The organism is Ruegeria sp. BB1 (assembly GCF_056539465.1).
The window spans coordinates 1-22,973 of sequence record NZ_JBQFVB010000008.1; the positions used below are offsets into that span (position 1 = coordinate 1).

Annotated in this window: 18 protein-coding genes; 6 read left to right on the top strand and 12 right to left on the bottom strand. The window is 56.8% G+C overall.

The window, feature by feature from the left end:
- From ACR0AL_RS15910 to rpsL, 4 genes are all read right to left on the bottom strand, one after another.
- A partial coding sequence (locus ACR0AL_RS15910; protein ID WP_215675807.1) for a GTP-binding protein occupies positions 1-91 on the bottom strand: 91 nt, incomplete at its 3' end.
- A 60-nt stretch (positions 92-151) separates the two neighbouring features.
- Positions 152-2,269, bottom strand: coding sequence for an elongation factor G (fusA, locus tag ACR0AL_RS15915; RefSeq protein ID WP_170350956.1), 2,118 nt, complete (start codon positions 2,267-2,269; stop codon positions 152-154).
- Between the two features lie 18 nt (positions 2,270-2,287).
- Positions 2,288-2,758, bottom strand: coding sequence for a 30S ribosomal protein S7 (rpsG, locus tag ACR0AL_RS15920; RefSeq protein WP_058283017.1), 471 nt, complete (start codon positions 2,756-2,758; stop codon positions 2,288-2,290).
- 15 nt (positions 2,759-2,773) lie between these two features.
- Entirely contained in the window at positions 2,774-3,145 is a 372-nt protein-coding gene (gene rpsL, locus ACR0AL_RS15925) for a 30S ribosomal protein S12 (protein WP_005621086.1), read from the bottom strand.
- A gap of 396 nt (positions 3,146-3,541) precedes the next feature.
- Between rpsL and ACR0AL_RS15930 the strand changes: the two genes are divergently transcribed.
- Positions 3,542-4,354, top strand: a complete 813-nt coding sequence (locus ACR0AL_RS15930) for a putative rhamnosyl transferase (protein ID WP_480663811.1) — start codon at positions 3,542-3,544, stop codon at positions 4,352-4,354.
- Here the strand turns inward: ACR0AL_RS15930 and ACR0AL_RS15935 are convergent.
- The 6 genes from ACR0AL_RS15935 to rplJ form a co-directional block, all read right to left on the bottom strand.
- Positions 4,333-5,202, bottom strand: a complete 870-nt coding sequence (locus ACR0AL_RS15935) for a DMT family transporter (RefSeq protein ID WP_170350958.1) — start codon at positions 5,200-5,202, stop codon at positions 4,333-4,335. The genes ACR0AL_RS15930 and ACR0AL_RS15935 overlap by 22 nt on opposite strands.
- A 124-nt stretch (positions 5,203-5,326) precedes the next feature.
- Positions 5,327-6,106 carry a hypothetical protein gene (locus ACR0AL_RS15940; protein WP_170350959.1) on the bottom strand — a complete coding sequence of 260 codons (780 nt, stop codon included), beginning with the start codon at positions 6,104-6,106 and terminating at the stop codon, positions 5,327-5,329.
- A 230-nt stretch (positions 6,107-6,336) separates the two neighbouring features.
- Entirely contained in the window at positions 6,337-10,578 is a 4,242-nt protein-coding gene (gene rpoC / locus ACR0AL_RS15945; RefSeq protein ID WP_170350960.1) for a DNA-directed RNA polymerase subunit beta', read from the bottom strand.
- 52 nt (positions 10,579-10,630) lie between these two features.
- On the bottom strand, positions 10,631-14,767 hold the full coding sequence (gene rpoB / locus ACR0AL_RS15950; protein WP_480663813.1) for a DNA-directed RNA polymerase subunit beta: 4,137 nt from the start codon (positions 14,765-14,767) through the stop codon (positions 10,631-10,633).
- 250 nt (positions 14,768-15,017) lie between these two features.
- Positions 15,018-15,392: a 50S ribosomal protein L7/L12 gene (rplL, locus tag ACR0AL_RS15955; protein ID WP_170350962.1), complete on the bottom strand. Its 375-nt coding sequence runs from the start codon at positions 15,390-15,392 to the stop codon at positions 15,018-15,020.
- Positions 15,393-15,471: 79 nt separating this feature from the next.
- Positions 15,472-15,990, bottom strand: coding sequence for a 50S ribosomal protein L10 (gene rplJ, locus ACR0AL_RS15960; RefSeq protein ID WP_058283024.1), 519 nt, complete (start codon positions 15,988-15,990; stop codon positions 15,472-15,474).
- Between the two features lie 417 nt (positions 15,991-16,407).
- Between rplJ and ACR0AL_RS15965 the strand changes: the two genes are divergently transcribed.
- Both ACR0AL_RS15965 and ACR0AL_RS15970 read left to right on the top strand, forming a co-directional pair.
- The gene (locus ACR0AL_RS15965; protein WP_480663815.1) at positions 16,408-17,370 is read left to right on the top strand and encodes a phosphotransferase; all 963 of its coding nucleotides are present in this window, start codon (positions 16,408-16,410) and stop codon (positions 17,368-17,370) included.
- A 167-nt stretch (positions 17,371-17,537) separates the two neighbouring features.
- Positions 17,538-18,578: a Hint domain-containing protein gene (locus tag ACR0AL_RS15970; RefSeq protein ID WP_480663817.1), complete on the top strand. Its 1,041-nt coding sequence runs from the start codon at positions 17,538-17,540 to the stop codon at positions 18,576-18,578.
- Between the two features lie 77 nt (positions 18,579-18,655).
- On the opposite strand, the gene rplA is transcribed toward ACR0AL_RS15970, so the two are convergent.
- Together rplA and rplK are read right to left on the bottom strand one after the other, a co-directional pair.
- Positions 18,656-19,354 (bottom strand): 50S ribosomal protein L1, encoded by a 699-nt coding sequence (gene rplA / locus ACR0AL_RS15975; RefSeq protein ID WP_170350965.1) that lies wholly within the window; start codon positions 19,352-19,354, stop codon positions 18,656-18,658.
- A 1-nt stretch (position 19,355) separates the two neighbouring features.
- Positions 19,356-19,805 (bottom strand): 50S ribosomal protein L11, encoded by a 450-nt coding sequence (rplK, locus tag ACR0AL_RS15980; protein ID WP_037314971.1) that lies wholly within the window; start codon positions 19,803-19,805, stop codon positions 19,356-19,358.
- Positions 19,806-20,118: 313 nt separating this feature from the next.
- On the opposite strand from rplK, the gene ACR0AL_RS15985 reads away from it, so the two are divergent.
- From ACR0AL_RS15985 to ACR0AL_RS15995, 3 genes are all read left to right on the top strand, one after another.
- A complete protein-coding gene (locus ACR0AL_RS15985; protein ID WP_480663819.1) occupies positions 20,119-21,015 on the top strand; it encodes a sulfotransferase domain-containing protein in 897 nt (298 codons plus the stop codon).
- 230 nt (positions 21,016-21,245) lie between these two features.
- The gene (locus ACR0AL_RS15990) at positions 21,246-22,097 is read left to right on the top strand and encodes a hypothetical protein (RefSeq protein ID WP_170362288.1); all 852 of its coding nucleotides are present in this window, start codon (positions 21,246-21,248) and stop codon (positions 22,095-22,097) included.
- On the top strand, positions 22,094-22,858 hold the full coding sequence (locus ACR0AL_RS15995) for a hypothetical protein (protein ID WP_170350968.1): 765 nt from the start codon (positions 22,094-22,096) through the stop codon (positions 22,856-22,858). Before ACR0AL_RS15990 ends, ACR0AL_RS15995 begins: the two co-directional genes overlap by 4 nt.
- Positions 22,859-22,973 lie beyond the last annotated feature (115 nt).

A 22,973-nucleotide genomic window follows, 5' to 3' on the forward strand; every position in this document is an offset into this window, starting at 1 on the left:
CTGCGGTCAGCGTGGTTTTACCGTGGTCAACGTGCCCAATCGTGCCGATGTTGACGTGCGGTTTTGTACGCTCAAACTTTTCCTTTGCCATGATGGCCTCCTTTTTCGGTAATGAAGGGAGCGCGTTAGCCGCGCTCCCTCAAATCTTTGCTTATGCGTATTTCGCCTGAATCTCGTCCGAGATGTTCTGCGGAACCGGATCGTAGTGGTCGAACTGCATGGTGAACTGGGCACGACCCGACGACATCGAACGCAGAGTGTTGATGTAGCCGAACATGTTGGCCAGCGGAACAAACGCATCGATTGCGATCGCGTTGCCGCGCGGCTCTTGTCCAGACACCTGGCCCCGACGCGAGGTCAGGTCGCCGATGATACCGCCGGTGTACTCTTCTGGGGTGATCACTTCGACCTTCATGATCGGTTCCAGCAGTTTTGCGCCAGCTTTGCGCATGCCTTCACGCATACACATCCGCGATGCGATTTCGAACGCCAGAACGCTCGAGTCAACGTCGTGGAACTTACCGTCCAGCAGGGCAACCTTGAAGTCGATCACGGGGAAGCCAGCCAGCGGGCCGCTATCCATGACCGAATTGATGCCTTTTTCAACACCCGGGATGTATTCCTTCGGAACGGCACCACCAACGATGCGGCTTTCGAACGAATAGCCTTCGCCCGGCTCGGTCGGCTGGATCTCCAGCTTGACTTCGGCGAACTGACCCGAACCACCCGATTGTTTCTTGTGGGTGTAAGTGTGTTCGACCGGCATCGAGATGGTCTCACGGTATGCCACCTGCGGTGCACCGATGTTCGCCTCGACCTTGAATTCGCGCTTCAGACGGTCCACCAGGATGTCCAGGTGAAGTTCGCCCATGCCCTTCATGATGGTCTGACCCGATTCCAGGTCGGTTTCCACACGGAAGGACGGGTCTTCGGCGGCCAGACGGGCCAGACCCTGGGACATCTTCTCTTGGTCGCCCTTGGTTTTGGGCTCAACCGCGATCTCAATCACCGGATCGGGGAAGGTCATGGTTTCCAGAACCACCGGATCCTTCGCGTCACACAGGGTGTCACCGGTGGTGGTGTCTTTCAGACCCGCCAGCGCGATGATGTCGCCTGCAAACGCTTCTTCGATCTCTTCCCGGTTGTTCGAGTGCATCATCATCATACGACCGATGCGCTCTTTCTTACCTTTGGTCGAGTTCAGGATCGAGTCACCTTTGTTCATGGTGCCCGAGTAGATCCGAGTGAAGGTCAGCGAGCCAACGAAGGGGTCGTTCATGATTTTGAATGCCAGGCCCGAGAAGGCCATGTCGTCGTCTGCACGACGGGCGATGTCACGAACTTCTTCCTCGTCGCCGGGCTTGAAGCCCATGTAATCAACAACGTCCAGCGGGCTAGGCAGATAGTCGATCACAGCGTTGAGCAGCGGCTGAACGCCTTTGTTCTTGAACGCCGAACCACCCAGAACCGGAACGAACGCGATTTCCAGAGTACCTTTGCGCAGCAGGGCGCGCAGGGTCGGAACGTCGGGCTCATTGCCTTCCAGGTATTCCATCATCGCGTCGTCGTCCATTTCGACGGCCGCTTCGATCATCTTGCCGCGCCATTCGTCAGCCATGTCTTTCAGGCTGTCGCGGATCGGAGCTTTGATCCAGCTTGCGCCCAGATCTTCGCCCTGCCACAGCCACTCTTCCATGGTGACCAGGTCGATCAGGCCTTCCAGCTCGGACTCGGCGCCGATCGGAATACCAACCGGAACAGCACGTGCGCCGGTGCGGTCTTCGATCATGTTGACGCAGTTGAAGAAGTCAGCGCCGATCTTGTCCATCTTGTTGACGAAAACCATACGCGGAACCTTGTAGCGGTCAGCCTGACGCCACACGGTTTCGGTCTGGGGTTCAACACCGGCGTTTGCGTCCAGAACGCAGACGGCACCGTCGAGAACTGCCAGCGAACGTTCAACTTCGATGGTGAAGTCAACGTGGCCGGGAGTGTCGATGATGTTCAGGCGGTGCTTAGGCGTTTCTGCGGTCTGACCGTCCTCGGTGCGTTCCCAGAAAGTGGTGGTCGCAGCCGAAGTGATGGTGATGCCGCGTTCCTGCTCCTGCTCCATCCAGTCCATGGTGGCTGCACCATCGTGCACCTCACCGATGTTGTGGGATTTACCAGTGTAATACAGGATACGCTCCGAGCAGGTGGTCTTACCTGCGTCGATGTGCGCCATGATACCGAAGTTACGGTACAGTTCGAGCGGATATTCGCGTGCCATTGGTCTAAGCCTCTTGGATTACCAACGATAATGACTGAAGGCTTTGTTCGCCTCGGCCATCTTGTGGGTGTCTTCACGCTTTTTCACGGCAGTACCGCGGGACTGTACAGCGTCCAGCAGTTCACCGGCAAGGCGTTCTTCCATGGTGTTTTCGTTGCGGGCGCGTGCAGCCGAGATCAGCCAACGGATGGCCAGGGCTTCGCGGCGCTCGGGGCGTACTTCGACCGGAACCTGGTAGGTTGCACCACCAACCCGGCGCGAGCGAACCTCGACCGACGGTTTGATGTTGTCGAGCGCTTCGTGGAACACTTCGACCGGTGCGCGCTTGATCTTGCCTTCAACGCGATCAAACGCGTTGTAGACGATGCGCTCTGCGACCGACTTCTTGCCGTCGATCATCAGGTTGTTCATGAATTTGGTCAGTACCTTGTCGCCAAATTTGGCGTCAGGCAGGACTTCGCGTTTTTCGGCGGCGTGACGACGTGACATATCAGCCTCTCCTTCTTACTTGGGACGCTTCGCGCCGTATTTCGAACGACGCTGCTTACGGTCTTTGACGCCCTGAGTATCCAGAACACCGCGCAGGATGTGGTAACGCACACCGGGAAGGTCTTTTACACGGCCGCCACGGATCAGAACAACCGAGTGTTCCTGCAGGTTGTGGCTTTCACCGGGGATGTACGAGATGACCTCGAACCCGTTGGTCAGGCGCACCTTGGCAACCTTACGCATAGCCGAGTTCGGCTTTTTAGGTGTGGTGGTGTACACGCGGGTGCAGACGCCGCGTTTCTGCGGGCACTGCTCCAGGTGCATGGACTTCGAGCGTTTTACTTTGGGCTGCCGCGGTTTGCGGATCAGCTGTTGAATAGTTGGCATTCCGGTTTCTTCCCCGTTTTGCAACACACATGACATGCACGCGCGTTGCGTGCGGTTAAACTTGCTGCACTTATGCGTCCACAAGCGCAAAACCCGCGAGCGTTCCCATTCCGAGGTGAACGTCGCGGTTGGTTATCAGAGGGCGCGAACTGCAAAATTGTTCAGGCCTTGACCAGTCCATTACTGAAATCGGTTATGGGGCGGCCCCCGGTACCGAGATAGCGCGCGTAATAGGGGGAGTCGGAGCAAGTGTCAACAGTGCACCCGTATGGGTGTCTCACTGGTCTGTTTATGCGGGAATATCAGGCCCCTTCCGGGATTTCCAGCACCGCAGCCGTTGCGACACCCTTTTCGGGCAGGCATAGTCTGTGCAACACGCTGCCCCACGGATCAAATATGCAAATCATCGGCCTGTGCCGCTTTTCCTATCCTGCCTATGGCGGCTTTCAGGTCGAACATGAAACGATCGAAGAACGTCGGCGGTACCTTTACAACCCCGCCCGCCTAGAAGAACGCTTTCGCCTGTTCGAAACCACTACACTGCCCTGCATTCGAGAACAGACCAACGAGGATTTTCAGTTTCTCATCGTGATCGGTGATTGCCTTCCCAAACCCGCTCTGGATCGATTGCGTGATCTAACCGTCGGCATGCCCCAGGTTCAGATCATCGCCCGCGCTCCGGGTCGACATCGCAAGGTGATGAAAGAGATTCTGAATGCCGCCCGCAACGACCCCAGCGACCCTTGCGTTCAATTCCGCCATGACGACGATGATGCCGTGTCAGTGGATTTTGTCGAACGTCTGCGCCATGCCGTCGACGAGAGCAATGGTCTGATGGAGAACAACCGAACGGTCGCCATCGACTATAACAAGGGCTTTCTGGCCGAATTCGGGACAGATGGCATTCAGGCTGCCCAGGTTATGCGCCCCCTGTTGGGGATAGGCTTTGCGATGCATGTGCGTGGAAATTGCGAGCAGACAATTATGAATTTCGCCCATCACCGGATCGGGAATTTCATGCCGGTCATCAGTTATCCTGACGCGCCGATGTGGGTTCGCACGCTCAACCAGTTTAACGATTCACGCAATTCGCGTGACACTAAGACTGAGCTGTTGCCTCTGACACCCGAACAAGAAGGTGAATTCATCGCCCGCTTTGCGATAGATCAGAACTTTGTGCGTCAAGTTCACTCGGCGGGCTGCGTCTGACGTTCGCGGAATAATGTGAACAGCCCTGCCCCAACGACCAGCGTTGCCCCCAACATAGTAATCGTGTCCGGCCATTCCCCGAAAATCAGCCACCCCAGCCCCAGCGCCCAGATCAGGCTGGAGTATCGGAAGGGCGCGACGAACCCGACCTCGCCTACGCGCATAACCATGACGCTGAACAGATAACCCCCAAGTACGAACACCGCTGCCGATGCCACCATCAAACCAGCCCCGACCGGCACCGGTTCCCACCCCGTCGCAACCGTGGCAATCCCCGCTGACGCGGTAATCGTCAGGGACGTCGCCAAGGTAACCGCCAGCGAAGGCACATGCACCGACATCCGCCGCGTAATCAAATCCCGTGCCGTGACCGATGCCACCGCAATCAAGGCATAGATCGCGTATATGCTGAACCCATCGGGGCCGGGCCGCACAATCAACAGCATCCCGGCAAAGCCCAACACAATCGCCAGAACTCGTCGCCACCCGATCTGTTCGCGGAAAAACAGTACTGCGCCCAGCGTGACCGTCAGCGGCAGGGCCTGCAGCACTGCGGTCACGTTGGCTAGCGGCATATGCAGCAACGCGGTTAGAAAAAAGAACGTGGCCGACAGCTCGGCCAGACACCGGATCACCACCAGCCATTTGTCGTGACGCGGGAAATTCAGATGCAACGCCCCCAGATGACGCGCCAGCAGAAACACCAAAACCGTCGCCAAAAATCCGCGCATTGCTACCATCTGAAACAACGGCATTTCGGCGCCTGCCGCCTTGATCAGAGCATCATTGATGGTAAAGGCGGCCATGCTGCCCATCATCAGCAGCGCGCCTTGCACGTTTGGAGACATGGCTAAAGAATCCGGTCGAAAGTCGATTGCTGCATTGGCTCAATCGATCGACTTATTGTCAACGCAACTTAGTAGGCGAACAGGAAAATTACGTCTCAATTTGCCGGACACAATCTAATCGCCATCAAAATCCAAAGACGCGCCCACCGCCGATACCTTCGACGGTCACCCCAGCACTTAGGTTATGCGTCGCGATCAGCCCTCCGGACATGTTTAAAACCCCAAGCCGGTTGCCGTTTTGAAGTGCAACGTAAAGCTCACGGCGTTCAGCGTTGATCCCGAGGCCAAAGCGCTCAATCTGCAATGCCGCACCAACCGAGGGGTTGGTTGGGCGAATGACCCTTTTGGTGGTGCCGTTCAGATCAATCTCGGCAATCAGACGATTCCGAATAAACAACACGTAAAGGGTGCCGGTATTTTTGTCGAAGGCCAGCCCTCCTATCGGTCCTTGCGGTTGCGCAAGCCTGATATGGCGTACGAACTGCCCGTCGCGCGTCAATTCTGAAATCATCAGACCGTTTGGATGATCCAGGAAAAGATGGCCGTCTGCACCCCGAATAGCGAGCCCGCATTCCTTGATCGGGAAGTCGTCAGGAGTAACCCCTCCGCAACCGGCCGGTACGCGCTGCGCCGAAAAGGTGCGTAGAACGCGGCCATTTCGATCAAGTTCCTGCAACTGTGTACCGGGGAGATTGCGCAGGAAAATCCGCCGCCGCGGCTGGTCATAGGCAAGACCCACTATCGAAGCGGAAACTGGAATAAGCCGTGTGGTACCATCGGGAATTTTTACTTCCCGAGACGGCTGCCCCTGCGGCATCCCGACATAGGCGTAGTCACTGCATGCCGCCAGCAGGCCAATCCCCAAAACCGATAATGCACGAGACAATTTCAATACAGCTCTCATAATTCAAATCTCCGGTGGATTTGTGCGCGAGACGTAAAAAACCATACCATGAAAAGGGTTTTTCTAGAATAAAACTGCTCATATTAATTTGCGCCGAACCGAGCCGCACAGTCTGCGACCCATCCCTTGCCATTGTCAGCGCTTCAATCCAGGCAAAGGGCACAGGCGGCCACCCAAAGAAAAAGGCCCCGCGAAATCGCGGGGCCTGATCTTTGGATTATCGTAGTCGCTTACTCGCGGCTTTCCGGGGTTTCCACCAGAACGTCCAGCTCGTCTCCAACCATGTCGTCTTCGACAATCGGGGCAGCCAAGGCAGCGGCCGCTTCGGCCTCTTCCCGGCGGGCTTCGATCACGACGTTGTCGCGCGACTGGGCAACCTGACGCACAGCCTGGGTTGCACCACCTGTACCGGCAGGGATCAGGCGACCGACGATGACGTTCTCTTTCAGGCCAACCAGCTTGTCCTTTTTGCCTTGTACTGACGCTTCGGTCAGCACGCGGGTGGTTTCCTGGAACGACGCCGCCGAGATGAACGAACGCGTCTGCAGCGAGGCTTTGGTGATCCCCAAGAGGATCGGTTCGCCCTGAGCCGGACGGCCACCGCGCGAGAGGGTCTTCTCGTTGGCTGCGTCAAACTCCTGCTTGTCGACATGTTCGCCTTTCAACAGGGTGGTGTCGCCTGAATCCAGGATCTCCCACTTCTGCAGCATCTGGCGCACGATGACCTCGATGTGCTTGTCGTTGATCTTCACGCCCTGCAGACGATAGACGTCCTGCACCTCGTCGATCATGTAATCCGCCAGCGCTTCGACACCCATGATGGACAGGATGTCATGCGGGGCCGGGTTACCATCCATCAGGTATTCACCCTTTTGGATAAAGTCACCTTCCGCGACCGGGATATGTTTGCCCTTGGGAACCATATACTCGATCGTTTCCATCGACTCATCCGCCGGTTCGATGCTGATGCGGCGCTTGTTCTTGTAGTCGCGGCCAAAGCGCACGTAACCATCGGCTTCTGCGATGATCGCGTGATCTTTCGGACGTCGGGCTTCGAACAGTTCGGCCACACGCGGCAGACCACCGGTGATGTCCTTGGTCTTGGCACCTTCGCGCGGGATACGCGCGACAACGTCACCGGCTTCGATCTGCTGGCCATCTTCGACCGACAGGATCGCATCCACCGACATCGGATAGTGAACCGGGTTGCCCGCATCGTTGCGGACCGGTTCGCCATCTTCACCGACCAGAATGATCTCGGGCTTCAGATCGCTGCCTTTGGGGGCCGCACGCCAGTCGATCACGATCTTCTGAGTCATGCCGGTTGCGTCGTCGGTCTCATCGCGGACAGCGATGCCCGAAACGAGGTCAACGTATTTCGCAGTACCGGCTTTCTCGGCGATGATCGGCAGGGTGTAGGGATCCCACTCGAACAGCTTGTCGCCACGGGCCACTTTGGTGCCATCCTTGACGAACAGCTTGGAACCATAGCCCAGCTTGTGGCTGGCACGCTCTTCGCCGTGTTCGTCCTTGATCACCAGCTTCATGTTCCGGCCCATGACCAGACTTTCGCCTGCGGCATTGACCAGAATCTGCGGGTTCTCGAAGGAAACGACACCGTCCTGGCTGGCTTCTTGGAACGACTGCTGACCACCTTGCGCAACACCACCAATGTGGAAGGTCCGCATCGTCAGCTGTGTACCGGGCTCACCGATGGACTGGGCGGCGATGATGCCGACAGCCTCACCTGTGTTCACCATGGTACCGCGCGCAAGGTCACGACCGTAGCAGGTCGCACAGACGCCTTCCTCAGACTCACAGGTCAGAGGCGAGCGGATGCGCATGGACGCAACACCGGCTTCGTCAATGGTGTCGGCCATACGTTCGTCGATCAACTGACCAGCGGCCACGATCACCTCATCCGTACCCGGACGCAGAACGTCATCGGCAGAGACTCGGCCCAGCACACGTTCGGCCAGCGAGGCAACAACCTCACCGTCGTTCACCGCAGCTTCGGCGGTGATCGCGCGCTCAGTGCCACAGTCGATCTCACGAACGATGCAATCCTGCGCCACGTCTACCAGACGACGGGTCAGATAACCTGAGTTCGCCGTCTTCAGAGCGGTATCCGACAGACCCTTACGGGCGCCGTGGGTCGAGTTGAAGTATTCAAGAACGGTCAGGCCTTCCTTGAAGTTCGAGATGATCGGCGTCTCGATGATGTCACCGTTCGGTTTGGCCATCAGGCCGCGCATACCGCCCAGCTGTTTCATCTGAGTGACCGAGCCACGCGCACCGGAGTGGGCCATCATATAGACTGAGTTCGGTTCCTGCTCGGATCCGTCCTCTGCCCGATCCGAGGATGAGATCGTGCTCATCATCGCTTCGGTCACGCGGTCGTTACACTTCGACCAGGCATCGACAACCTTGTTGTACTTTTCGCCCTGAGTGATCAGGCCATCCATGTACTGCTGTTCAAAGTCCTTCACCTGACCGCGGGTGTCATCAACGATGCCCCATTTGTCATCCGGAATAACCATGTCGTCCTTGCCGAACGAGATGCCCGCCTTGAACGCTTCTTTGAAGCCCATCGACATGATCTGGTCACAGAAGATAACCGACTCTTTCTGACCGCAGTAGCGATAGACGGTGTCGATGACCTGCTGCACTTCTTTCTTCCGCAGCAGGCGGTTTACCAGTTCGAACGGCGCTTTGTTGTTCATCGGCAGCAAGGCACCCAGACGCAGACGGCCCGGAGTGGTCTCGTAACGCTTCTGAACTTCGTTGCCTTCGTCGTCGATCTGCGTGATCCGCGCGGTGATTTTCGAGTGCAGATGCACCTCACCCGCGTCCAGCGCGTGCTGGACTTCTTCGATCGAACCAAAGACTTTGCCTTCTCCCGGCATGCCTTCGCGTTCCAGGGTCACATAGTACAGACCCAGGATCATATCCTGCGACGGAACGATGATCGGCGCACCGTTTGCAGGCGACAGAACGTTATTCGTCGACATCATCAGAACACGGGCTTCCAGCTGGGCCTCAAGGCTCAGCGGAACGTGAACGGCCATCTGGTCACCGTCGAAGTCGGCGTTAAAGGCCGAACAGACCAGCGGGTGCAGCTGGATGGCTTTACCTTCGATCAGGACCGGCTCGAACGCCTGAATGCCAAGACGGTGCAGCGTCGGCGCACGGTTTAGCATGACAGGGTGTTCGCGGATCACCTCGTCGAGGATATCCCACACTTCGGGACGCTCTTTCTCGACCAGTTTCTTCGCCTGTTTCACGGTCGAAGACAAACCCTTGGCTTCAAGGCGCGAGTAGATGAACGGCTTGAAAAGTTCCAGCGCCATCTTCTTGGGCAGACCACACTGGTGCAGCTTGAGTTCCGGACCGGTCACAATGACCGAACGGCCCGAGAAGTCGACGCGCTTACCCAGAAGGTTCTGACGGAAGCGGCCCTGCTTACCTTTCAGCATGTCTGACAGCGATTTCAGCGGACGCTTGTTGGCACCGGTGATCACGCGGCCACGACGGCCGTTGTCGAACAGAGCGTCAACGGATTCCTGCAGCATCCGCTTTTCGTTGCGGACGATGATGTCAGGCGCGCGCAGCTCAATCAGACGCTTCAGACGGTTGTTCCGGTTGATGACGCGGCGATACAGATCGTTCAGATCCGAGGTCGCGAAACGGCCACCATCCAGCGGAACCAGCGGACGCAGCTCCGGCGGGATGACCGGGATCACGGTCATCACCATCCACTCGGGCCGGTTGCCCGACTCGAGGAAGGATTCAACAACCTTCAGACGCTTGATGATCTTCTTGGGCTTCAGCTCACCGGTGGCTTCGGCCAGATCAGCGCGCAGCTGCTCGGCTTCGGCTTCCAGATCGATCTGGGCCAGCATCTCACGAATGGCTTCAGCACCGATGTTGGCGGTGAACGCGTCCATGCCATAGGCATCCTGCGCATCCATGTACTCTTCTTCGGTCAGCATCTGGCCATAGGTCAGGTCAGTCAGACCGGGCTCGATGACGACATAGTTTTCAAAGTACAGAACGCGTTCCAGATCGCGCAGCGTCATGTCCAGCATCAGACCGATGCGGGACGGCAGCGATTTCAGGAACCAGATATGTGCGACGGGCGCGGCCAGTTCGATGTGGCCCATACGCTCGCGGCGGACTTTCTGCAGGGTGACTTCCACACCGCATTTCTCGCAGACAACGCCGCGATACTTCATCCGCTTATATTTGCCGCACAGACATTCGTAATCTTTGATCGGGCCAAAGATACGTGCGCAGAACAGACCGTCACGCTCGGGCTTGAACGTCCGGTAGTTGATGGTTTCGGGTTTCTTGATCTCACCATAGGACCAAGACAGGATCCGTTCAGGGCTGGCCAGCGAGACCTTGATCTCGTCGAAAACCTTCGGCGGCGTCAGCGGGTTGAACGGGTTGTTGGTGATTTCCTGGTTCATTTTGATACCTCAAATTTTGCGGAAGGGGGGACGGGAGGAAGAGCCGAGGCCCTTACTCCTCAACCTCCGCATCCAGGAGTTCCATATTCAGGCCGAGGCCACGGACTTCTTTAACCAGAACGTTGAACGATTCCGGTACGCCCGCTTCAAAGTTATCCTCGCCCTTGACGATCGACTCATAGACCTTGGTCCGGCCGGCGACGTCATCCGATTTCACGGTGAGCATCTCCTGCAGGGTGTAGGCGGCGCCGTAAGCTTCCAGAGCCCAGACTTCCATCTCACCAAAGCGCTGACCACCGAACTGCGCCTTACCACCCAGCGGCTGCTGGGTAACCAGGCTGTACGGCCCGGTCGAACGCGCGTGGATCTTATCGTCCACCAGGTGGTGCAGTTTCAGCAGGTACTTGATGCCCACGGTCACCGGACGCGCAAATTGCTCACCGGTGCGACCGTCGAACAGGATAGATTGACCACTTTCCGAGAAGCCCGCACGCACCAGCGCGTCGTTGACGTCTGCTTCCTTGGCACCGTCAAAGACCGGGGTCGCGATCGGAACACCGCGGGTCACGTTGCCCGCCGCCTCGATCAGGTGACCCTCGTCCATGTCGGCAATGCCTTCTTCATAGACATTCTCGCCATAGGCCAGTTTCATCGCTTCGCGCACCGGGGTCAGGTCGCCGGAGCGGCGGTATTCACCCAGTGCGTCGTCGATGTTCAGACCCAGACCGCGTGCGGCCCAACCCATGTGGGTTTCAAGGATCTGACCAACGTTCATACGCGACGGCACACCCAGCGGGTTCAGACAGAAGTCAACCGGAGTACCATCGGCCAGGAACGGCATGTCTTCCATCGGGACAACCTTGGAGATCACACCTTTGTTCCCGTGACGACCGGCCATCTTGTCGCCCGGCTGCAGCTTACGCTTCACGGCGATAAAGACTTTGACCATCTTCATCACACCCGGCGGCAGGTCGTCGCCACGGCGGACCTTCTCGACCTTGTCTTCGAAACGGGCGTCCAGAGCACGCTTGAGCACTTCGTACTGCTCGTTCAGCGCTTCGACGATCTGTGCGTCCTTCTCGTCTTCCAGCGCCAGTTGCCACCACTGACCACGGGTCAGGGTTTCCAGCAGATCCTCGGTGATTGCCGAGCCTGCCTTGACGCCTTTCGGGCCTTTGACAGCGGTTTTACCCAGGATCAGGCCTTGCAGACGCGCATAGATGTTGCGGTCCAGGATCGCCAACTCGTCGTCCCGGTCACGGGCCAGACGCTCGACTTCTTCACGCTCGATCTGCAGCGCACGCTCGTCCTTCTCGACGCCGTGACGGTTGAAGACGCGAACTTCGACCACTGTACCGTAATCGCCCGGCTTCACGCGCAGCGAGGTGTCGCGCACGTCAGATGCTTTTTCACCAAAGATGGCGCGCAGCAGCTTTTCTTCCGGGGTCATCGGGCTTTCGCCCTTCGGAGTGATCTTGCCGACCAGAATATCGCCCGGCTCAACATCCGCACCGATGTAAACGATGCCCGCCTCGTCGAGGTTACGCAGCGCTTCTTCACCGACGTTCGGGATGTCGCGGGTGATCTCTTCCGGGCCCAGCTTGGTGTCACGGGCGGCGACTTCAAACTCCTCGATATGGACCGAGGTAAAGACGTCATCGCGCGCGATACGTTCACTGATCAGGATCGAGTCTTCGTAGTTGTAGCCGTTCCACGGCATGAACGCGACGACCACGTTTTTACCAAGCGCCAGTTCACCGATATCGGTGGACGGACCATCGGCAACAACCTCGCCTTTCATGACGGTGTCGCCCACTTTCACCAGCGGACGCTGGTTGATGCAGGTGTTCTGGTTCGATCGCTGGAATTTGCGCAGACGATAGATGTCAACGCCAGCGTCGCCCAGTTCCAGATCTTCGGTGGCACGGATAACGATACGCTGGGCATCGACCTGGTCGATGATGCCGGCGCGTTTCGCCTGGATCGCAGCGCCCGAGTCGATCGCAACCTTTTCCTCGATCCCGGTACCGACCAGCGGTGCCTCGGCCCGCAGCAGCGGAACCGCCTGACGTTGCATGTTCGAGCCCATCAGAGCGCGGTTGGCGTCGTCATTTTCAAGGAACGGGATCAGCGATGCGGCAACCGAAACCAACTGTTTCGGCGACACGTCGATCAGGTCCACATTCTCGCGCGGAGCGAGGGTGTAGTCACCGGCCTGACGGGTCGACACCAGATCGTTGATGAACTTGCCGTTCTGATCCAGCGTCGCGTTCGCCTGCGCCACGGTGTGACGCATTTCCTCGGTCGCGGACATGTAGTGAACCTCATCGGTCACCTCGGCGTCTTTGACAACGCGGTAGGGTGTTTCGATGAAGCCATACTTGTTCACGCGGGCAAAGGTGGCCAGCGAGTTGATCAGACCGATGTTCGGACCTTCCGGCGTTTCAATCGGGCACATCCGACCATAGTGGGTCGGGTGAACGTCACGCACCTCAAAGCCCGCACGTTCGCGCGTCAGACCACCGGGGCCAAGCGCCGAGAGACGGCGTTTGTGGGTGACTTCCGACAGCGGGTTGGTCTGGTCCATGAACTGCGACAGCTGCGACGAGCCGAAGAATTCGCGGACAGCAGCAGCAGCCGGTTTCGCGTTGATCAGGTCCTGCGGCATGACGGTGTCGATCTCGACTGACGACATACGTTCTTTGATTGCGCGCTCCATGCGCAGCAAGCCGACGCGGTACTGGTTTTCCATCAACTCGCCGACCGAACGGACACGGCGGTTGCCGAGGTGGTCGATGTCGTCGATGTCGCCTTTGCCGTCGCGCAGCTCCACCAGCGCCTTGATGCAGGCCACAATGTCTTCGCGGCGCAGGGTGCGCAGGGTGTCCGGCGCGTCCAGAGCCAGACGCATGTTCATCTTCACGCGGCCAACGGCGGACAGGTCATAACGCTCGCTGTCGAAGAACAGCGTGTCGAACAGGGCCGAGGCCGCTTCGACGGTGGGCGGCTCGCCCGGGCGCATGACACGGTAGATGTCCATCAGCGCGCTTTCGCGACCCATGTTCTTGTCCTGCGCCATGGTATTGCGCATGTAGGGGCCAACATTGACGTTATCGATGTCCAGAACCGGGATGTCGGTGATACCTGCGTCGATCAGCTCTTTCACTGTGCCGCCGATCAGCTCGCCGTCCTTGTCGTATTCCAGGGTCAGTTCATCACCGGCTTCGACATAGATCGCGCCGTTTTCTTCGTTGATGATGTCCTTGGCGACGAACTTGCCGACGATGTGATCAAAAGGAACCAACAGGTTGGTGACGACGCCTTCTTCGATCAGCTTCTTGACCGCGCGCGGAGTGACTTTCTTACCTGCTTCAGCAATCACTTCACCGGATTTGGCGTCAACTAGATCATAGGTCGGGCGGGTGCCGCGCACTCGCTCGGGGAAGAACGGCGCGATCCAGCCCTTTTTCTTGTCCAGCTTGTAGGACACGGTGTTGTAATACGCGTCCATGATCGCTTCTTGATCCAGACCCAGCGCATACAGCAGGGTTGTCACAGGCAGTTTGCGGCGGCGGTCGATACGGGCGAAAACGATGTCCTTGGCGTCGAACTCAAAGTCCAGCCAGCTGCCGCGATACGGGATGATGCGGCAGGCAAACAGCAGCTTGCCCGAGGAATGGGTTTTGCCCTTGTCGTGGTCAAAGAACACACCGGGCGAGCGGTGCATCTGGGACACGATCACACGCTCGGTACCATTCACGATGAAGGTCCCGTTCGGCGTCATCAGGGGCATATCGCCCATGAACACGTCCTGTTCCTTGATGTCTTTTACCGACTTGGCGCCGGTATCTTCGTCGACATCAAACACGATCAGACGCAGAGTGACCTTCAGCGGCGCGCTGTAGGTCATGTCGCGCTGCATGCACTCTTCGACGTCGTATTTGGGCTTTTCCAGATCGTATTTCACGAACTCCAGAACGGAGGTTTCGTTGAAATCCTTGATCGGGAAAACCGACTGGAACACACCTTTGATGCCTTCGCCGTCAGTAGGCTGCTCTGCATCGCCGGAGCGCAGGAAAAGATCATAAGAAGATTTCTGGACCTCAATGAGGTTCGGCATCTCCAGCACTTCGCGGATTTTGCCGTAATATTTCCGAAGACGTTTCTGGCCAAGGAACGTTTGAGCCATGTCAGATGTCACCTTTCGATGTTCTCAGCGGGCAAAGACACCGTCGGGCCCCGGCGCCTTGCACATTCGAGACGACACGTCCGGATCAATTCGTGGCCACCGTCCCGAAGGCAGCCTCCCGATCCGAAAACCGCGTCTTAGAAAACGCCCCCGTTCATGAGGCCCTTTCTAAGACAGGTTCGGCTGGACCCGGATTTCTCCGGGCCCAGCCAAATATTGCGGCGCATCAGCGATGCGCCAGACAACGGGCTTAGGCCAGTTCGACCTCGGCGCCAGCTGCTTCCAGCTTGCCTTTGATCTCTTCGGCTTCGTCTTTCGACACAGCTTCTTTGATCTTGCCGCCAGCTTCGACCAGCTCTTTGGCTTCTTTCAGGCCCAGACCGGTGATGCCGCGAACTTCTTTGATCACGTTGATTTTCGAAGCGCCGGCGTTCTTCAGAACGACGTCGAATTCGGTTTTTTCTTCCTCAGCTGCGCCACCGGCGTCGCCACCAGCTGCGACCATTACGGCGCCGCCAGCTGCGGGCTCGATGCCGTATTCGTCTTTGAGGATGGTTTTCAGTTCTTGTGCTTCCAGCAGGGTCAGACCCACGATGCTTTCTGCGAGTGCTTTCAGATCAGCCATTTTATCAGCTCTTTCCGTTTACAGTGTGTGTTCCAACGTCAGGGTGTTAACCCTACGCAGATCATTCAGTGCCAACCGCTTACGCAGCTTCCGCCTTCTCTTCGATGGTGGAAAGGATGCTTGCGATGTTGCTTGCAGGTGCGCCAATCGCGCCGGCGATGTTCGAAGCAGGTGCGCCAATGCAGCCCACGATCGAAGCAATGAGCTCCTCGCGAGACGGCATTTTCGAAACTGTTTCGACGCCTTTGCGGTCCAGAGCGTTCTCACCCATTGCACCACCAAGAATCTCAAAATTCTTGTTATCCTTGGCGAAGTCCTCGGCCACCTTGGCTGCTGCCACGGGGTCCTCGGAATAGGTCAGAACGGTCATCCCTGTCAGCAGGTCGGCCATGCTTGCACACGGCTTACCCTCAAGGGCGATTTTGGCGAGCCTGTTCTTGGCAACACGCACGGCACCACCCGCGTCACGAGCACGTGCGCGAAGGTCCTGCATCTCGGCAACTGTCAAACCGGCGTAGTGCGAAACCACTACGACGCCAGAGCTTTCGAAGATTTGGCCGAGTTCCTCGACCACTTTCTCTTTCTGGGCTCTATCCACAGTTCTCTCCAAGTTAGGGGTGATACCTCACCCCGGCTCATATTTGCCGAAGGGTTAACCCCGGCGTTCAGGTCCGTTGTTACGGGATTGGCCAAAACTCGCCCGAGGATCGTGACCCTCAGAATTCTTTGGTCTTACCCGTCTCAGGCAGGGAATTAAGGGGCCGAATGGACCCACCCACCGTCTTGGACGAAACAAAATAAAGCGCACGACGAATCGCACGCTTTATTCCGCAGCTCTATTTAGGCCAGATGGCAGGGGTTTCCAAGGGGTAAATTGACCGTTCCAACCGGTTTGCTTCACCGCCCAGATCCGTCGCGCAAAACCCAAAGCCAGCCATCACAGCATTGACATGACACCAGCCCTGAGGTCCATTCGATCCGCACAGTGAAAAGCCACATAGAACGACGCATTTGAATGCTGGATCTTTCCGATACTGAACAGACAATCGCTTCAGAGTACGTGGCCGAGTTTTCACGGCGCAATCCTGTCGGGCCTGTGAAGAAAGTCGAATGCGTCTATCGCTCGCACGCGTTTCCGGATTCGCGTCTGGTCTTGAAAATCACAACCGGAATTGAAAGCTTTGCACTGAAAATCGACAGCAACTCTCCCACCACCGGAAGGCTGCGGGATGAGTTCAGCCTGCTAACCGATCTTCACCAGCATTTTGAAAACAACCCGTCATCGCAGGTTATCCGCCCGATTTACCTGTCGCCATCTGAAACCTTCTTTGTCACCGCATTCATCAACCGGCCAACCGCGGTCGACCTGATCTATAACAGCAAGAACGAAAATCAGGTTGCCCAGATTTTTCGCCGTGCTGGATCATGGTTGAATGATCTTCATGACCGCCACCCCCCGGCGAGCTATGCATTTCGGCCCAAATGGATGACAGACAGCATTCGCGACCTTTCAACCACGGTGCCCTATGATATCGAGGGCACGAGTCGGAAAATGGTGAACGTCATGCTGGCCGAAGCTGCTCGCCTGAAGGGCATTCAGGATATCCGCGTCTTTTCGCATGGTGATTTTCACGGGCAGAACCTGATTGTCGGGCAGGGAAAAACGATTGGCCTGGACTTTACTGAATCCCGAGAAAAGCTGGCCGTGTACGATATCGTCGACTTTCTAAAGGCAGATATTTTTCGCGACGGGGCCGGACCCGATGTGGATCGCAGCGGTATTCTTAGAAAAAACAAGGCTATGTTCTTTCGCCGTTATCGACATCCCATCAACATGGAAATTCTGGATTACTGCATCCGGGGCCGGTTGTTGAAGGACTGGCTGGCGCTGTGGCAACCCAACCACGACTGTAGCCCATTTGAGGAAGACAAACGACAGCGGTTGGGCAATCGCTTGAAAGTTGTGTTTCAAGGATAATGAGACTGTTGCGGCAACCGTCCCAGTTGACAATTATTTGTGCGGTATTTTGAAGAACCCGGTTGACGCATCCACCCAACCAATTTCTTATCTTTTAGCATAATTTCGCGTGGCCTTCGTCGCCTTTGGCCCAACATAACAAGTACAAAAGAGGAATAATCGCGCAGATGGTTCTCCGCAGTTTTTTCGCTCAGGACAGTGCCAGTCTCATCGCCACATTCGTTCCGGCCGGGGGCGATGCCAATGACATTGTCGTCGGTGGATCTATTATCAACAACTCAGACACACCTGACGGCACCATTTTTGCCTATTCGGGTGGATTTGGCACTACTGTCACGCTGGACGACACCAGCGGCAGCCCGGATATATTCGACGACGATCAGGAAACGGGCCATGTCATTACCGATGGCGGTGGCATCGTCACAAATGGCACACAGGTTGAATCTGAGTCCGTAATCACCGTGCGAGCTCTGGACATTAACGGAAACCCAACCGGACCCGCGATTGACATCTACGTGTTTTCCCAGAACGGGGTCACGCAGGACGTTTGGGGCTATAGCACGTCGGCCCCCCTGGTGCCGGGAACCTCTTATGTCAAAATTAGCGGCTCAAACGCGGGGTCGTCGCTCTATACGGATTTCATTACCTGCTTTGGCCTGGGAACCCTGATCGAAACCGAAGATGGTGACGTCGAAGTTCAAAACCTGAAAAAGGGTCAGCGCGTCTGGACCCGGGATGGCGGGCTGCAACCGATCCTGTGGATCGGAACGACCGAGGTTCATGGCCACGGCGCGTTCGCTCCGGTCGTGATCGAAGCTGGCGCCATCGGAAACACGCATGAGCTTGTGGTCTCGCAACAGCACAGGGTCCTGATACAGTCACCCGCAACCGACATGCTGTTTGGCTCGTCCGAAGTGTTCGTGGCCGCCAAGCACCTATGCGGCCTTCCCGGCGTTTCGATCCGTGAGACAGACCGCATCACCTATACGCATTTCATGTTCGACCGGCACCACATTGTGCGATCAAACGGCGCGCTGACGGAAAGCTACTATTACGGCGATACTGCCAAATATTCCCTATCATCGCCGCAAAGGGCGGAAATCCTCGCGCTTTTCCCAACGGTTGAAGAGATCGGAAATGCGTTCCAGCACACTGCGGTCAAGACAATCGGGGCGCATGAAGCCCGCGTATTACGCACATACCTCTGATCACGCGGACCGCAAAAATGAAAAACCCGGGTCGCATATGCAACCCGGGTTCTTTTTTCTAAGCGCTTGGCTGAAGCTTATTCGCCGGCCGCAGCCGCCACATCCAGAGTCACGCCGGGGCCCATGGTCGAGCTCAGCGCGATTTTCTTCATGTAGGTGCCTTTGGCGCCCGACGGCTTGGCCTTGGCCACGGCCGAGATGAAGGCACGGACGTTTTCGACCAGCTTGGCTTCGTCGAACGACGCTTTGCCAACGCCAGCGTGTACAACGCCGCCTTTTTCCGCCTTGAACTGAACTTCACCACCCTTGGCTGCTTCAACAGCCGCTTTCACGTCCATGGTAACAGTGCCGACCTTGGGGTTCGGCATCAGGTTGCGGGGGCCCAGAACTTTACCCAGACGGCCAACGATCGGCATCATGTCCGGGGTGGCAATGCAGCGATCGAATTCGATGGTGCCGCCCTGAATGGTTTCCATCAGGTCCTCTGCGCCGATGATGTCCGCGCCTGCTTCTTTCGCTTCGTCAGCCTTGGGGCCACGTGCGAACACAGCAACGCGCATCGCTTTGCCGGTGCCGTTCGGCAGGCCGACAACGCCACGAACCATTTGGTCCGCGTGACGGGTGTCAACGCCGAGGTTCAGAGCGATTTCGATGGTCTCGTCGAATTTCGAAGTGGCGTTGCCTTTGACCAGGGAAACAGCTTCTTCGACCGACAGGTTTTCCTTGCCAGCGACAGCTTCGCGCGCAGCGCGGGTACGTTTACCAAGTTTTGCCATCTTACTTCACCTCGATGCCCATAGAGCGGGCCGAGCCCAGGATGATCTGCATTGCGCCTTCGACGTCGTTGGCGTTGAGATCTTTCATTTTGGCTTCGGCGATTTCGCGAACCTGCTTGCTGGTCACGGTTGCCACGGTCTCGCGACCTGGGTTTTCCGCGCCACGAGGGCGGTTACGCTTGCCAACCGGCTTCAGGCCGGCCGCTTTTTTCAGGTAATAAGACGCAGGCGGCGTCTTGATGTCCATGGTGAAGGACTTGTCCTGATAATAGGTGATCACGGTCGGGCAAGGTGCGCCTTGCTCCATGTCTGCGGTCTTGGCGTTGAACGCCTTGCAGAATTCCATGATGTTGATGCCGCGCTGACCCAGCGCCGGACCAACTGGCGGCGACGGGTTCGCCTGACCTGCAGGAACCTGCAGTTTCATTGTACCAGCAAGCTTCTTGGCCATTTGGTTTTCCTTTCAACGTAGATAGGACGCGTCCTACCCGGTTTATGTTGCGTGGTCCGATCCGGGATCGCGATCCCAGCAACCTCCCACGAGAGAATCTCGCCCGAAGACGATAGAGGCGGCATGTATAGGGGAATGGTGGGGTTGGCAAGAGGTTGGCGTTACAGTTTGGCATCACCGCTTTGGGCCCGAAACACGCGTACTCATCTCTGCCTGTCTCCTCAACTGCAAGACCTATTAGCGCCACAAATTCTTCCTCGGACTGGCGTTCTGTGGCAGACTGGCACTTTCAAGGCGCAGGAGGGATCGGAAAATGAACGGGTTTGGGTCGCCGAAGAAAACACGGGAGTTTTACAACCACCACTTTGACTCCTCCATGTGGAACGATTTCGAATTTCGTAATGACGATATCATCATCGCTACCTATGCAAAGTCTGGAACGACTTGGGTTCAGCAAATCGTCGCGCAGCTGATATTTAACGGCGCTGAAGACCTCGACGTCGCCGAGATGTCGCCGTGGCTTGACCTTCGGGTCCCGCCCAAAGAGGTCAAGTTACCAGCAGTCGCGTCGCAAACGCACCGACGCTTCTTAAAAACACATTTACCGGTGGATGCGCTCGTTTTCTCAGAACAAGCCAAATACATATACATTGGGCGCGATGGGCGTGACGTAGTATGGAGCTTTCACAACCATCATTCGAACGCGAATGACACTTGGTATGAAACTCTGAATGATACGCCCGGCCGGGTAGGCCCACCGATCGAACGACCAACACGAGATACCGTTCAATACTTCAGGGAATGGCTGGAGAATGATGGTTACCCGATGTGGCCTTTCTGGGAAAATATTCGAACCTGGTGGGAGATTCGCGATCAGCCCAACGTGCAACTTATCCATTTCGAAGCGCTCAAACGCGACATGCCGGGGGAAATTCGCCGCATCGCAAATTTCCTGGACATCGAGATTGACGAAAGTCGTTGGGATGCGATCCTCACGCACTGTTCCTTTGACTACATGAAAGCACATGCAAGTAAATCCGTCCCTGGAGGCGGTATTTTTTGGGATGGCGGCGCAGAGACATTCATCCACCGCGGCGTGAACGGTCGTTGGCGTGAGATTCTCCCTGAAGAGGACAAAGCCCGCTATGAGGCTAGAGCCTTGGCGGAGCTCGGGCCGGAATGCAGCAGTTGGCTAGCCTTCGGAAAATAAGAGCATCACTGGCACCACCTCGTCGAAACCCACGAAAGGGCCATCATTGACGGAGGTCCAGAGAAGACAAACGATTGCCTCTATGTTCCCAATTACCTGATTGAGGCCCAATAACGCCTCAGCGAAGGTCGAGATTTGCGGAACAAATCAATTAATCCTAATACTTGAGTTGCTTAAGAAACGAAGGCGGGTATCTTGGTGCAACTTGGACACAAATGAGGTGGTCAGGGATGGGGTCATCTCGACTTAACAAAGGACTGCTGATCTGTGTACTGGTCGCTATGCTGCCGGGTTGTGGCAGCAAGGCCGAAGACCAAAAAGCTCTGGATGCCGAAACCAACGCGGTCACAAAATCCAATTCGTCCGTAACGACAGGGATTGATCCAGCCACCTATGCCGGTCGCTTTCAAATCAAGCTAACAAAAGAAGTACCCCTGCGCGACATTCCGGTTCCCTTTACCGTTTACGGCGGTCTAGAAGAATCCAGCCCAACCCGATTGCGGTTGAAGGCCTTCATGGATCTGCGTGGGCTACAGGAAAAAGCCCCTCAAATCCTGACTGGCCCTTTGGAAGAAACCTGCAAACGTCAGATTTACCTTGAGATCCGAGACGTTACCGCCATAGGTGACACCGTAAAGGTCGAAGGTTCCGCCCGCGCGCAGTTTACAAGGTGCAACCGGCGTGAAGAACCGGGCTTTCGTTATTTTGGAGCAACCGTGGACGCGGTCGCTGTCGCCAAGGCTGAGGTGAAAGGCCAATGCCTAACATTCAGCATTGAAAGCGCCGACCTCAGCCCGCGCGGGTTCATCGGCGCTGTTTCCAACCTCTTTGGTTTGACCAACCGCATCAACGACGCAGTTCTGGAAAAGGGTGGTGAGTTTCTGGCAGCCCATCCGGTTTGCCCGCCACTGCCCGACGAATTCTCTGTTCTCGAACCGGTCTACGAATCAGGAGGCACCCGCGAAATCGCTCCGGGCGGGATGGGGGCGGCTGTTGTCGGATCTGCCGATGTCAGCGCCGGGACAATCGTCAAAGTCCTGGGTGGGCTGAAGGAACTTGGCGTATTGGAGTTTGCTGAATGAGACACTGGTTGATTTTCCCGGTCTTAATGGCAGCCGTTCTGGACGCCCGGGCACCAAGCGCGCAACAAGTGGACTTTGTCGTCGACGCGACATTGCCAGTTCGTGATACAGAGCTGCCCTATACGCTTGATCTGAACCTCGCCGCTGTTGCGCCGACACGGATCGGGGTGGGCGCGCTTCTTGATCTGCGTGAAATACAGAAGACTGTGCCTGAGCGACTGGCTGACAACGCAATAGTCGACAATTGCGGCCTGCAAGTCCGGCTGGATGACTTGAGTTTTGGGGCCCAAGGCGATGCGATTGATCTGGATGGGGATGTAACCATCACGATCTTTGAATGCAGCCGAACCAGTGAGCGCAATTTTCAACGGGGTGAGCAAAAAAAGGCTATCCTGGCGAACATGTCCACCGAAGCGACAGTCGAACTGCGTGACAATTGTGCCTATTTCAAACTCATTGATCTTACACTGACGGCCCCCGAAGAACAGCGAGAGCAACTTCTGGATGATGATACGCTGGACTCTGTAAAGGAACTGATGCTGGCCGCTGTAGATCTTGTATTGAACGATACCCCTTTGTGTCCGAAGTTACCGGCAGAACTCGCGTCACTTGACCCGGTTTATGACAATGGCGGACCCAAAGAGATCGGAGAAGGTGGGCTTGGTGTCTTCCTTGAAGGATCGGTGGATGTCAGCCCTTCGACCATTCTCGATATTCTGACGGTCCTTCAACGGCAAGAACTGATCCCCGGCCCGCCGTAACTGCAAGGTGATCCTTGTCGTTGAGAAAACCACCTTGGACTTCTGAACTGACAACTGGTTCGCCAAAACAAAACGCCGCAGTGCTCGTGGCATCGCGGCGCTAAAATCTTGCTGA